Source organism: Kitasatospora sp. NPDC002522 (assembly GCF_053595195.1).
Genome location: NZ_JBSFXE010000061.1, coordinates 1 through 13,077, shown reverse-complemented (window position 1 = coordinate 13,077; position 13,077 = coordinate 1). Strand labels below are relative to the sequence as shown.

The 13,077-nt window shown below is 75.0% G+C and carries 8 protein-coding genes; 6 read left to right on the top strand and 2 right to left on the bottom strand.

Features of this window, described 5'->3' with window-relative positions:
* Positions 1 to 73: 73 nt before the first annotated feature.
* The 6 genes from ACWD4U_RS32295 to ACWD4U_RS32270 all read left to right on the top strand — a co-directional run bounded on the left by ACWD4U_RS32295 (position 74) and on the right by ACWD4U_RS32270 (position 8,814).
* A complete protein-coding gene (locus ACWD4U_RS32295; protein WP_363460878.1) occupies positions 74 to 1,168 on the top strand; it encodes a type VII secretion system-associated protein in 1,095 nt (364 codons plus the stop codon).
* A gap of 131 nt (positions 1,169 to 1,299) precedes the next feature.
* Positions 1,300 to 1,743 carry a hypothetical protein gene (locus ACWD4U_RS32290; protein WP_363460880.1) on the top strand — a complete coding sequence of 148 codons (444 nt, stop codon included), beginning with the start codon at positions 1,300 to 1,302 and terminating at the stop codon, positions 1,741 to 1,743.
* A gap of 183 nt (positions 1,744 to 1,926) precedes the next feature.
* A complete protein-coding gene (locus ACWD4U_RS32285) occupies positions 1,927 to 3,183 on the top strand; it encodes a hypothetical protein (protein WP_363460882.1) in 1,257 nt (418 codons plus the stop codon).
* Between the two features lie 73 nt (positions 3,184 to 3,256).
* On the top strand, positions 3,257 to 6,592 hold the full coding sequence (locus ACWD4U_RS32280) for a right-handed parallel beta-helix repeat-containing protein (protein ID WP_363460884.1): 3,336 nt from the start codon (positions 3,257 to 3,259) through the stop codon (positions 6,590 to 6,592).
* Complete coding sequence (locus tag ACWD4U_RS32275) at positions 6,589 to 7,857, top strand: S8 family serine peptidase (RefSeq protein ID WP_363460886.1); 1,269 nt, start codon at positions 6,589 to 6,591, stop codon at positions 7,855 to 7,857. Before ACWD4U_RS32280 ends, ACWD4U_RS32275 begins: the two co-directional genes overlap by 4 nt.
* Positions 7,858 to 8,259: 402 nt before the next feature.
* On the top strand, positions 8,260 to 8,814 hold the full coding sequence (locus ACWD4U_RS32270) for a sigma-70 family RNA polymerase sigma factor (protein ID WP_363460888.1): 555 nt from the start codon (positions 8,260 to 8,262) through the stop codon (positions 8,812 to 8,814).
* A 121-nt stretch (positions 8,815 to 8,935) separates the two neighbouring features.
* Here the strand turns inward: ACWD4U_RS32270 and ACWD4U_RS32265 are convergent, their stop codons facing one another.
* Together ACWD4U_RS32265 and ACWD4U_RS32260 are read right to left on the bottom strand one after the other, a co-directional pair.
* The gene (locus tag ACWD4U_RS32265; RefSeq protein ID WP_363460890.1) at positions 8,936 to 11,791 is read right to left on the bottom strand and encodes an AfsR/SARP family transcriptional regulator; all 2,856 of its coding nucleotides are present in this window, start codon (positions 11,789 to 11,791) and stop codon (positions 8,936 to 8,938) included.
* A 92-nt stretch (positions 11,792 to 11,883) separates the two neighbouring features.
* The gene (locus ACWD4U_RS32260; RefSeq protein ID WP_363460892.1) at positions 11,884 to 12,828 is read right to left on the bottom strand and encodes a LamG domain-containing protein; all 945 of its coding nucleotides are present in this window, start codon (positions 12,826 to 12,828) and stop codon (positions 11,884 to 11,886) included.
* Between the last annotated feature and the right edge of the window lie 249 nt (positions 12,829 to 13,077).

Genomic DNA, 13,077 nt, shown 5'->3' with positions numbered 1-13,077 from the left:
CCGGCGGCTGAACCGGTGGGCCCGGCGGTGCCGTTCCTCCGTGGGCAGCACCGAAACGACAGGAGGGCCCGTGGTGGCCGAAGTGGATCAGGCGGCAGCGGAGGAACGCGTCGGAGGGCCGGCGTCCGCCGCAGGGCCCCCGGAGCTCGCGGGGGACGCGGCGGACCCGGCGGGCACCGACACCGAGCAGCCGCCCGCCGAGCAGCCGCCCGCCGAGCCGGGCGGCGAGGCGCAGGACGGCCTCGCGCAGGACGGCGTCGCGCAGGACGGCGTCGCGCAGGACGGCGTCGCGCAGGACGGAGTGAGCGAGACGGCCGGCGACGGGGCGGCGGACGGTGCGCAGGACGCGGCGGCGCCCGCGCACGTGCCGGTCGGCCTCGACTCGGTGCCCGACTACATCCGGGTGGCGGCCAAGCACTCGCCCGGGCAGTGGGTCGGCCTGGTCGACCCGACGTGGCACGGCGACGGGCCGCCGCCCGCCTGGGCGGTCATCGGCGAATGGCGGGCCGACGACGAGGGCGAGCTGGCCGAGTTCCGGGAGAACGAGGAGTACCGGGCCTCGCCGATGTCCCACGAGTGGCCCGCGCCCACCGACCCGATCGACGCCGCCGTCCAACTGTCCGCCACCGGCTACGGCCCGCCCGAGGACGTGATGACCGCGGTGCGGAAGGGGCCGCTGGGGGTGGCCGTCGACGACGACGGTGCCATCGCCGTGGTCGAGCTGCCGGACGGCGAACCGGCCGTGCTGGTGTACTCGTCCGACGCGCAGGTCACCGCCGCCGGCGACCCGCCGTACGCGGCGATCGGGATCGAGGAGCTGGCCGCGCTGCTCCCCGAGGGGTACGGCATCGTCCTCAACTCCGCGGCCCCGGTGGGCATGCGCCTCGACCCGGCGGACTTCCTCCCGGAGCAGGAGGACGAGCCCGCGGCGGACCCCGCGAGCGCCGAGCAGACCGGGACCGAGCAGACCGGGACCGAGCAGACCGGGACCGAGCAGGCCGAGGAGCCGGCGGCGTCGGCGGAATCGGCGGAGGAGACCGCCGCCGGCTCCGATGCGCCGCCCGGCGACGTCGAGGCGGTGGGCGTCCCGTCCGCCGCGGATGCGGCGGTGCGGCCGGCGACCGCTGACGAGGTGGTATCCGCGCTGCTCGGCACCCGTACGGGCTGAGCCGCTGAACCCCCGGCAGGCGTGCGGCCGTTCTGGCCGGCGACACGATCGAGCGCGGACCCGAGCGGTCGACCCGTCCGCCTCCGCCCACCATTGACCCGACCCACCAGCATCCGACGGGAGTCCCCGCCATGGCAGACACCACCACCACCGCCACCGAGACGCCGCAGTTCCAGCTCGCCGCCGTCTTCGACCTGGTCGATCCGGTCGGCGGGCCCGGCTTCACCGACGATCACGAGGTGATCCAGGACCTCGACCGCCTCGACCTGCTGGTCGAGCGCCTCAACGCCGGCACCGCCGTCCTGATGACGCCCACCCTGATGGACGACGTCATCGACCCCAGCCGCACCGCCGTCGTCCCGATGAACTTCCGCACCGACGGCAGCTGGATCTGGACCGACACCATCACCTACTACCTGGAGCAGTACGGCCTGGCCCCCGAGGCCGGCCTGCTCGCCCACCTGGAGGAGGGCGACGGCACCCCGTGGACCCCCGACCAGCAGACCATGGAGCAGGCGGTCGACTTCATCCTCACCCCGCCGCCCGCCGACGAGCCGATCTGGAAGCTCGGCTGACCGGACACCGGTCGGCGCCGCGTCGGTGAACCCGGGCGGCGGGCCGGGCCGTCGAACCGGACGAGAGCACCTGAGACCGGCCGCCGGACGTTCCGGCCGGCCGGTCGGTCGTGTCAGGGCGAAGGGCCCGGACCACACCGCGGACATCGCGAGGGACTTGGAGAGGCAAGGGGGTTGGCACACGTGGACAGGAACCAGCAGGCCGGCGAGGCAGGCACCGGCGGCGGCAGCGCCGTCGGATACCGACTGCCCGCCGTGGCCTGGGCCGTGGAGGCGGACCAACCCGCCGTGGCGCCGGCCGAGGCACCCACCGCGGTGCAGCCGGCCGTCCGGACCGGCGTACTGACGGACGGTCAGGACCAGGCGCTGACGCAGGGTCAGGGCGATGGCGCGGCCCGGGGCGCGGTCCCCGCGCTGCCCGGCGAGGCCGCGGCGCAGCAGCAGACCGAGGTGCTCGGCCTGCCCGTCGCGGTGCCGGACACCGGCGAGACCGCGGTCGGGCGGCCCGGCCGGATCTCCAGGCCGATGATCGCCGCCGCGGCGACCGCCGGCGTGGTGCTGATGGGTCTGCCGCTGATCATCTCGCACCTGGGCGGCAAGGGCCCCGGCCCCAGCCTGCCGCCCGTTCCGCCGCCGGGCTTCACCCAGCAGGGCGGCGGCCCGGACGGCTTCGTGCCGGGCTTCGACAACCACGGCAGTGCGGCCGCCGCCGGAGCGGGCGCCGGCCTGGTCGTGGCTTCCCCGACCGCCTCGCCCACCCAGACGCCCGCCGAACAGCCCGCCGCCCAGCCGGACACCCAGGCCGACGGCCAGGGCGCCGCACCGGGCCGCCCCGCGGCCAAGCCCACCCATGCCGCCGGCGGCGGGGGAGCGGCGCCCGCCCCGGCCGCACCCCCCGCCGCGCCGCCCGCGCCCGCCACCTACCAGGGCCTCACCGGCCCGTGGTGCGCCAACGCCGGCACCGACTTCCTCAACTACAACTGGTTCGACGAGGGCCAGACCGGCTGGAACGTCGGCGCCGGCGGCGGCTGGACCGCCGACAACTGCCACGGCAAGTTCGTCGCCATGCCGATGTCCGGGGACGCCGACCAGGACATGGACAGCGCCATGGAGTGGACCTTCACCACCGGCCAGGTCCACAGCGGCAGTTGCCGGATCAGCGTGTACATCCCGAACAGCTCCGACGTGAAGCTGGTCGGCGGCACGGCCGCCTACTACACCGTGCAGAACCAGTTCGCCCGCGGCGCCGGCACGACCGGCTCCTTCACCATCGACCAGACCGCGCACCGCGGCGCCTGGGTCGACTCCGGCAGCTTCCCGGTCACCAACGGCCAACTCGCCGTGGTCCTGCACGACCGCGGCCTCGACTGGTCCGGCACCACCAAGACCTACGCGCACCTCGCCGCCTCCGCGCTGCGGGTCAACTGCACCGCCGACTGACGGCGGCTCAGGTCACCAGCGGCGCACGGGCGGACGATGCGCCGACACGTACCACGAAGGGGAGAGACAGGAAATGTCGCGCCATGTGCTGACCGTGTGCGCCGAGGCGCGGGCAGGTTCCTACCGCACCATCGGCGAGGCCCTGCAGGTGGCGCGCAGTGGTGCGGTGATCTCCGTGCGGCCCGGCCGCTACGAGGAGAACCTGGTGATCACCAAGATGGTCACGATCACCGCCGAGGAGTCCCGCGGCACCGTCAAGGTCGCCCCGCGCAGCGGCGTGGTGGTGCAGGTGGTGGCCGAGGCCGTCCAACTCACGGGACTGGTCCTGCAGGGCCAGGACGAGGAACTGCCCGCCGTCGACGTGCCCCGCGGGCAGGCCGCGCTGCAGGACTGCGAAGTCGTCGGCGGCTCCTGGACGGCGGTGCTGACCAGGCAGAACGGCTCACTGGCGATGCGCGGCTGCCGCGTCGTCAACCCGGCCGGCGCGGGCATCGTCGAGACCTCCAGCGGCACCAGCGTGATCGAGGACTGCATCATCGAGCACCTCGCCACCTCCGCCGTGGTGATCGGCGAACGCGCCAACCCCGTGGTGCGCCGCACCGTCATGCGCGACGCCCGCGGCAACGGCGTCTGCGCCAACGGCGAGGGCCGCGGCTCGATCGAGGACTGCGAGATCTCCGCCACCGACAAGCCCGCGCTCGCCCTGGAGGAGAACAGCTCCACCCGGGTCCTGCGCACCTCGATCCGCGACGTGCTGGTCGGCGCCTACGTCTCCTCCAACTCCCGCGTGGTGATCGAGGACTGCACCGTCACCGGGACCGCCGGGCACGGCATCGCCATCGCCGGCGGCGCCGACCCCGAACTGCGCCGCTGCCGCACCTCCCGCACCAAGGGGCACGGCATCCACGTCACCGCCCGCTCCCGCGGCAGCTTCCAGGAGTGCGAGGTCAGCGGCGCCGACGGGGTCGGCATCTTCGTCGGCGAGTCGTCCAGCCCCAAGTTCTCCCGTACCGCGGTCCGCGACTGCGGCGACACCGGCGTGCAGCTGGTCGCCGAGAGTGCCCCCGAGTTCGATCGGCTGGAGGTGCGCGACGTGGCCGGCACCGGCGTCACCGTCCAGGACGGCGCGAACCCGCTGCTGCGCCGGCTCACCGTGCTGGACGTGCGCGGCCACGGCGTCGAGCTGACCCGCGGCGGTCGGGGCCGGCTCGAGGGCTCCGAGATCGGTTCCACCGGAAAGGCCGGCGTACGGATCGCCGAAGGCGCCAACGCCTTCCTCGGCAACACCTCGGTGCGGGACGCCGGTTCGGCCGGCGTGTCGGTCGGCGGCGGGGGCACCGCCACGCTGCGCGACTGCGACCTGGTGGACTCCGCGCACGACGGTCTGGTCGTCGAGGACGGCGGTGAGGCCACCGCCACCCGCACCCGGGCCCGCGGCAACCGCCGCCACGGCATCCTGATCGCCGAGGGCGCGCGGGCCTCACTCACCCAGTGCGAGGCCCTCGACAACAGCATGGACGGCGTCCGGATCGACTCCGTCGAACCCGTCCGGATCACCGACACCACCGTGGCCGAGAACCGCGGCTCGGGCCTGCGCCAGACCAAGCCCAGCAACCGGCTGATGGTCGAGACCCTCACCACCCGCGACAACGGCATGCCAGACGCGCACGGAACCGCCGCCGCCGAGACCGGCGGCGGGGGTGCCCCCGGCGAGCCGCTCGGCGCCCCCGGTCAGAGCGCCCGGGTCGACCCCGAAGGCCCGCTCGCCGTGCTCGACTCCCTGGTCGGCCTGGCCGGCGTCAAGCAGCAGGTCGCCACCCTGGTCAACCTCAACCGGCTGGCCAAGCGGCGCGAACTCGCCGGTATGCCCGCCCTCCCGATGAGCCGTCACCTGATCTTCGCCGGACCACCCGGCACCGGCAAGACCACCGTGGCCCGGCTCTACGGCTCGATCCTGGCCGAACTCGGCGTGCTGCGCAGCGGCCACCTGGTCGAGGTCGCCCGGGCCGACCTGGTCGCCTCGATCATCGGCGGCACCGCGATCAAGACCACCGAGGTGTTCACCTCCGCGCTCGGCGGCGTGCTCTTCATCGACGAGGCCTACACCCTGTCCCAGGGCGGCGGCAGCGGCCCCGACTTCGGCCGGGAGGCGATCGACACCCTGGTCAAGCTGATGGAGGACCACCGCGAGGACATCGTGGTGATCGTGGCCGGCTACTCGGAGCAGATGCGCGGCTTCCTCGACTCCAACCCCGGCCTGGCGTCCCGCTTCAGCCGCACCATCGAGTTCGAGAACTACTCCGACCAGGAACTCACCACCATCGTCGAGATGTCCGCCACCGGGCACGGCTACCAACTCGCCGACGGCACCCGGGAGACCCTCGCCGCGCACTTCGAACGGATGTCGAAGGGCGCCGACTTCGGCAACGGCCGGGCCGCCCGCAAGGTGTTCGAGGAGATGGTCGACCGGCAGGCCTCCCGGCTGGCCCTCCTCCCCGAGATCGCCCACGCCGACCTCGCGGTGCTGCTTCCCGAGGACGTCGACGCCGAGACCGCCGCGGCCCTGGCCGGACCGCCCGAGCCGGCCAAGACCGAGCTGCTCGACGAGCTCCGCGCGATGATCGGCCTGCCCGCCGCCAAGCAGCAGGTCGAGGACCTGGTGAACCTGATCAAGCAGGTCAACCGCCGCAAGGAGGCCGGTCTGCCGACCGCCACCATCAGCCACCACCTGGTCTTCGCGGGCCCGCCCGGCACCGGCAAGACCACCGTGGCCCGGCTCTACGGCCGACTCCTCGCCGAACTGGGCGTGCTCCCCGGCGGCCAGCTGATCGAGACCGCCCGCGCCGACCTGGTCGGCCGGTTCGTCGGACACACCGCCCAGCTCACCAAGGAGGCCTTCGAACGGGCCCGTGGCGGTGTGCTGTTCATCGACGAGGCGTACACCCTCACCCCGCGCGGGGGCAGCGGCAACGACTTCGGCCAGGAGGCCGTCGACACCCTGATGAAGCTGATGGAGGACCACCGCGACGAGGTGGTGGTCATCGTGGCCGGCTACTCCGACGAGATGGACGGCTTCCTCGCCTCCAACCCCGGCCTCGCCTCCCGGTTCTCCCGGCAGATCGCCTTCGAGCACTACAGCGACGAGGAGCTGGTCGCCATCGTCGAGAAGCAGTCCGACTCGGCCGGCTACACCCTGGCGCCCGAGACCACGGCCGCCCTGCTGGCGTACTTCTCCGGCGTCCCGCGCGACCGCACCTTCGGCAACGGCCGCCTGGCACGGCAGACCCTGGAGACCACGATCACCCGCCAGGCCGGGCGACTCAGCCGACTCGACATCGACGACCTCGCCGAGCTCAGCATGCTGCTGCCCGAGGACCTGCCGCTGGCCACCGCCGGACGGCCGGCATGACCCGCCGCCCGCCCGGCCCGAGCGGCCGCACGTCCGGCCCGAACCGCGGGACCGCCGCCCTCACCGTGGCCGCCGTGCTGGCCGGCGTGCTGCTGCTGCCCGCCACGCCCGCCCTGGCGGACACCCCCACCCCGGCGGCTTCGCCCAGCGAGGCCACCACACTGCCCGGGCTCGCCCAGTCGCTGACGGACTATCAGCAGAACGGCTGCCGCAAGCCCTCCGAGCAGACCACCACCCGAATGCCCTGGCCGCAGACCTACCTGCGGCCCGAAGCCGCCTGGCCGCTCAGCCAGGGCGCCGGCGTCACCGTCGCCGTGCTCGGCTCCGGGGTGGACGACACCGCGGGCGTGCTCGGCCCCCGCCTCACCGTCGGCCCACGGCAGTACGACGCCGGACCCGCTGCGGACTGCGTCGGCCACGGCACCTTCGCCGCCGGACTGATCGCCGCCGCCCGCCGGCCCGGCGTCGGCTTCGCCGGACTCGCCCCCCAGGCCGGCATCCTCGCCATCGGTGTCACCGACCAGGCCGGCACCACCAACGGCGGACTGCTCGCCGGCGGCATCCGCGCCGCCGCCGACGCCGGCGCCCGGATCATCGCCGTCGTCGCCGCCACCCCCGCCGCCAGCGCCGAACTGGCGGACGCCGTCCGCTACGCCCAGGCCAGGGGAGCCCTGCTGATCGCCCCCGCCGGCTCCGACAGCGGCTGGCAGGGCCAGGCCTACCCGGCCGGGTACCCCGGGGTGCTGTCCGTAGCCGCGATCGGCCCCGGCGGCACCCAGAAACAGGGCCTGGCCGCCGACATCCGGGTCGACCTGGTCGCCCCCGGCGAATCGGTGATGAGCACCGGACCGGGAGGCAAGGGCTACTACACCGCCACCGGGCCCAGCTACGCCGCCGCGCTGGTGGCCGGCTCCGCCGCCCTCGTCCTCGGCTACCGACCGGACCTGACGGGCGATCAGCTCGCCCACCGGCTCGAAGCCACCGCCTACCACTCCGGCGGCGCCGTCCCCGACCCCAAGCTCGGCTACGGCACCGTCGACCCGGTCGCGGCCGTGACCGCGGTCCTCCCCGGGGAGCAGGCCGGTGGAGCACCCCGTCCGACCGCCCCCGGCACCCCGCTCGCCATGCCGCCCGACACCGGCCGCTCCGCCGCGAGCGACGGCTACGCCGTGAGTGCGGGCGCCCTCGGCGCCGCCCTGCTGGTGGCCGGTGCCGCCGCGGTCGTCCCGCGCGGCCGCAAGCGCCGCTGGCGCCCAGGGGAGTAGCAGCGAGGAGGCGCGGTCGGGCGCAGTAGTGCGGGAGCTGCGGGAGCTGCGGGAGAGGGCTCCGGCGGGCCGGCTTCCGAACGGCGGGACCAGGCGGTGCGCCCGGTCCCGCCGAGGCGTTTCCCGGGCCGGTGCGGGGTGCCAACGGGCGCTTCCGGCGGGCGCCAACGGGCGCTGACGACGGCGCCAACGGCACCCGCCAACGCGACGCAGGACCGGCGTTGGCGGGGCGTTGGCGGCCTCGGCGGAGTTGGGGAACCGTCGAGATCGCGACAAAAGCCCTGGTCAGGCCGCTAACGAGGGAATAGGAAAGAACGTTGGCAGTTCATTGGTGGCGCGTTGGAACCGCCTGCGACTCTGAGTACCGGTCAGAGAAGACATTCTCAGAGCAAGGGGAGAGCCATGGCGAGCACGGCAGCACAGACCACCGCACCGCGGCAGACGCTGGACCAGGACACCCTGGCCGAGCTGTACCGCCTGCACGCCCCGTACCTGCTGCGGGCGCTGCTCCGACTCACCAGCGGTGACCGCGGCAAGGCCGAGGACATCCTGCAGGAGACCTTCGTCCGGGCGTGGCAGCACCCCGAGGCGATCTCCCGCGGGCCCGAGTTCGCGCGCCCGTGGCTGTTCACCGTCGCCCGCCGCATCGCCATCGACCACTTCCGGATGCAGGCCGCCCGCGCCCAGGAGGTCGCCGACGACGCCCCCGAGGAGCGCACCGCCGGCCACGACCCGTACGAGGAGGTGCTGGCCTCCCACGACCTGCGCCGGGCGCTCGCCGAACTGCCCGACCACCAGCGCCAGGTGCTGGAGGAACTGCACCTGCGCGACCGCTCGGTCGCCGACGCCGCCGCCGTGCTCGGCGTCCCGGCCGGCACCGTCAAGTCCCGGCACTTCTACGCGCTGCGCGCGCTGCGCCCGGTGCTGGAGCGCCGCGGCATGCTGGCCGCCTCCTGAGCGGCGGCCGGCGCCGCCGAGCAGCACTGGCAGCACGAGCAGCACGAGCAGCGCGAGCAGCACCGGCAGCACGAGCAGCACGAGCGGCGCGAGCAGCACCGGCGTCGAAGGGTCGCGGCCGTCAGGCCAGCTGCTCCAGGCGCCGGGTGAGCAGTGCGACGGTCCGGCCGTCCTCGCGGCGGCGGTACAGCTCGATCGCGGCGCGCAGCCGCTGCCCGGCCTCCACCGGGCGGCCGAGGGCCGCCAGGAACTCCCCGAACCAGCTCTCCACGATCGCCCGGACGTGGTCGTTGCCCTGACGGGTGCTCAGTTCGATCACCGCCAGCCAGGCGTGCTCCGCCTCGGCGACCCGGTGCAGCAGGCCCAGCGCCATCGCCTCACAGGCCATCGCCGCCATCAGCGCGTGGCCCGGCGGGCGGTCCGACAGCAGCGCGCAGGCGTGCCGCGCCTGCTCCAGCGCCTCCTCGGGCGCGCCGTGGCGCAGGTCCGCGAAGCAGACCACGTGCAGCGTGTACGCCTCCGACCAAGGGTCGCCGGCCGCCCGTGCGTCGGCGAGCGCCGCCTGCGCGTACTTCCGGCTCAACTCCGGCTCGCCCAGGTTGAGATGGGCGTCCGCCAACGGCACCAGGGTGCGCACCCGGCCGAGCGGATCGTCCGGCGGGTTCTCCTCCAGCGCCTGCCGCAGGTGGCGGACCGCCTCGTCCAGCCGGTTCAGCTCCTTCAGGGCGAAACCCAGCGAGGCCCGGGTGCGCGGCCTGGCCAGCGGATCGGCGGAGTGCTCGGCGGCCCGCATGCCGGCGGTCGCGCAGTCGATCCACGCGCCGAACGAACCCGAGGCCAGGAACAGACCGGTGACGTTGTCCGCCAGCCGCCAGGCCCGCTCGTAGTCGCCGGCCGCGGCGCAGCGGTCGACCAGCGAACGGATCGCGTCCTCCTCGCGACCGAGCCAGCGCAGCGCCTCGCGGACGTCCCGCTGTCGGGGCAGCGCCGCGGGGGAGTGCTCGACCGCGCGGTGCTGGCCGTGGTCGCGACCGGAGACCAGGGTGTTGGCGGCCGCCGTGGCCGCCAGGTAGTAGTCGGCCAACCGCGCGACCGCGTGGGCCTGTTCGGTCGGCGGCAGTTCCTCGGCGAGCAGGTGCAGGCAGTACAGCCGGACCAGGTCGTGGACCTCGTAGCGGCCCGGGCCGGCCTCGGTGACCAGGTGCAGCGCGGCCAGCGCGTCCACCGCCCGGCGGCCCTCGGCGGGCGGGCAGCCGAGGAGCGCGGCCGCCGCCAGGGCGTCCAGCTGGGTGCCCGGGTGGAGCGCCACCAGCGGCAGCAGCCGCGCCCCCTCCGTCGGCAACTGCCGCCTGCTGAGCATGAGTTCACGGGCCACGCTGATCTCGCCCGGGGTGCCCAGGCTGCTCAGCCGCATCCGTTCGTCCTCCAGCTCGCCGACCAGGTCGGCGACGGTCCAGCCGGGACGCGACGCCAGCCGGGCCAGCGCGATGCTGAGCGCCAACGGCAGCCGCCCGCACAGCTCGACCAGCCGGCGCGTGGCGTCCTCGTCCGCGACCGCCCGGGCCCGGCCGACCCGGCGCTCCACCATCTCCCGGGCGGCCTCCGCACTGAACGGGCCGACCTGCAGGAAGGCCGCCGCCTCGCGCACCAGCAGCTCGTTGAGGGCGTGGCGGCTGCACACCACGGTCAGCGAGGCCGCGCCGTCCGGCAGCAGCAGCTCCACGTCGTCCGCGGCCAGCGCGTTGTCGAGGACCACCAGCAGCTTCCGGCCCCGGGTCTGTTCCCGGTACAGGGCGGCGCGGGCCGACGCCCCGTCGGGGATCTCGTCCTCGCGGACGCCCATCGCGCGCAGGAAGCCGTGCAGCAGGTCCGCCGGGTCGGCCGGGCCGGCCGCGTTGAAGCCGCGCAGATCGGCGTAGAGCTGCCCGTCCGGAAAGGATCCGGCGGCGGCGTGCGCCCAACGGACCACCAGCGAGGTCTTGCCACTGCCGGCCGCGCCCGCCACCACCGCCACCCGGACCTGCCCCCCGGGGCCGCCCGGTCCCGCGGCGGCGCCTGACCCGGCGGCGCCTGATCCGGCCGTGCCTGACCCGGCCGCGTCGCTCGGCGCGAGCCGGTCCAGCCAGCTCCGCTCCGCGACCCGCTCCACGAAGCCCGAGAGCGGACGCGGCAGCAGCGACGGCACCAGATAGGTGTCGGCGGGCGCCTGGTCCGCCGCAGGTTCCGCCGCCGTGCGCTCCGGGGCCACCGCCGGCTCGCTCACCGTCCTGAGCGCACGCCGCAGCGACTCGCCGGGGTCGGCGCCGAGCTCCTCGGCGAGCTGTCCGGCCGTGCGGTGGTAGACCTGCACCGCCTCCGCGCGGCGCCCCGCCGCGTCCAGGGTGCGCATCAGCAGCGCCGCCAGCGGTTCGCGCACCGGATGCGCAGCCACCGCGCGCTCCAGCTCCGGCACCGCCCGCTCGGCCTGGCCGGCCGCCGTCAAGGCTCGCGCCCAGGATTCCACGGCGCGCAGCCGCAGCCCCTCCAGCCGCTCCGCAGCGGCCCGCACCTCGGGGCTGTCCGGCAGGTCGGTGAGCGCCGGGCCGCGCCACAGCGCCAGCGCCTGGTCGAGCAGTTCGACGTCCGCGCCGCCGCCCGCAGACGCCGCGCCGAGCAGCGCCTCGAAGCGGTACGCGTCGACGGTCCCGGGGTCGCCGACCAGCTCGTAGCCGCCCGGCCGGGTCCGCACCTCCAGGCCGGAGCCCGCCAGCGCCTTGCGCAATGCCGCGATGTGGCCCTGCAGCGCGGCCTTGGCCTGAGCAGGCGGCTCGGACTCCCACAGCGCACCCAGGAACCGCTCCACCGGCACGGTCTGACCGACGTTCAGCGCAAGCAGGGCCAAGGCGGCCCGGCGCTTGGCACCCGCCAAGGCCAGTGGCGCCCCGTTCGGTCCCGACAACTCCACCGGTCCGAGGATCCGGATGTGCGGGACTGTCACGTTTCGGCTCCGATCTGTGCGCGTGCACGCATGCTACCCCCACCCGGGACGCCCCCGGCGACGGCGGGCACCGGGCCGTGGCGGGGAGGGGCTCAGCGCGGGGGCATCAGCCAGGAGTGCGCGGCCGGCGGCACCGAACCGGGGACGAACGGGATCGCGCCGATCTCCCCGTCCGCCAGCGGGCGCGACCACAACTGGACCTCGCCGACCGCGCCGACCCAGTCGCCGGTCCAGCCGTCCGGGCCCGGCGCGACCCGGCCGAGCTTCAGCGTGCCGGTGCGGCGTACCGGCCCGGCCACCGGCGCGGACGCGGCCAGAGACCCGTCCACGTACAGCTTGATCTGCCCGGAGGCCGGGTCGTAACTGCCCGTCAGCACCGTCCAGGTGGTCTTCGCCGCCTTCGGCCGGCCGAGTGCCTGGACCACCTTCCCGTCCGGACCGGCCACCTCGAACACCCAGTGGTTCTCGGTGCCGGTGAAGTCCCGGCCCAGATTGAACGAGAAGCCGCCCGCAGTGCCCTGGGACACCGCCGAACGGTCGCGGGTGGACGCCTCGTTGTACACCCGGGCGGAGATCGTGAAGCCCGTCCCGGCGTCGTCCGGGACGGTGCCCTCGGCGTACGCCGTCGAGTTGCCGTCCAGATGCAGCACCCCTGGGCGGCCTTGGTACGGGCCGACCTCGCCCCGCCCCGTGGCGGTCAGCGGCGCCGAGCCCGCGCCGTCCGGCAGCGGGACCGGCGGTGCGGACGGCGGCGGGCTCGCGCTCGTGCCCGCGTTCGCGACCGCCGCAGCCGCCGGCGTGTCCGCACCGCCGTCGAACGTCAGCACCGCGCTGGTCACGGCGCCCGCCGCCAGCAGCGCCCCCGCCGCCACCAGCAGCCGCCGACGGCGGCGCCGGCGCACCGAGTAACTCTCCGCCATCTTCGCCCAGTTCGGCATCGGTCGGGGGGCCTTGCGCGGACGCGCGGGCGGCTCCTCGGCCGGTGCCGGCACCTGCTCGTGTTCCGTCCGCGGCTGTTCGAACGCCTCGCTCACCATGCTCTGCCTCCGTCTGCTGCTCCACCGGCCGCACCCGCGCTCTCCCCGTGGGCCCGACCGGACTCCTGGCAGGGAACACGGCTCGTGCGGCGGCGCGGGTTCACCCGGTGGAGCGGCGGCGAACCGCCCGGGCCCCGGCGTGCGCCACGGCGGTGGGTCTGTAAAAAGAACGGTGTAACTCCCGATCAAGGAAGTAGCACCTGATGACAGACGTGACCGTCTCGGCCGAGGCCGTGGAGGCCGGGCGGC

What these genes read in the sequence shown, in the direction of transcription:
- ACWD4U_RS32275 (WP_363460886.1), top strand. Translation starts at nt 6,589, where the DNA reads ATGACCCGCCGCCCGCCCGGCCCGAGCGGCCGCACGTCCGGCCCGAAC.
- ACWD4U_RS32260 (WP_363460892.1), bottom strand. Translation starts at nt 12,828, where the DNA reads ATGGTGAGCGAGGCGTTCGAACAGCCGCGGACGGAACACGAGCAGGTG.
- ACWD4U_RS32290 (WP_363460880.1), top strand. Translation starts at nt 1,300, where the DNA reads ATGGCAGACACCACCACCACCGCCACCGAGACGCCGCAGTTCCAGCTC.
- ACWD4U_RS32270 (WP_363460888.1), top strand. Translation starts at nt 8,260, where the DNA reads ATGGCGAGCACGGCAGCACAGACCACCGCACCGCGGCAGACGCTGGAC.
- ACWD4U_RS32280 (WP_363460884.1), top strand. Translation starts at nt 3,257, where the DNA reads ATGTCGCGCCATGTGCTGACCGTGTGCGCCGAGGCGCGGGCAGGTTCC.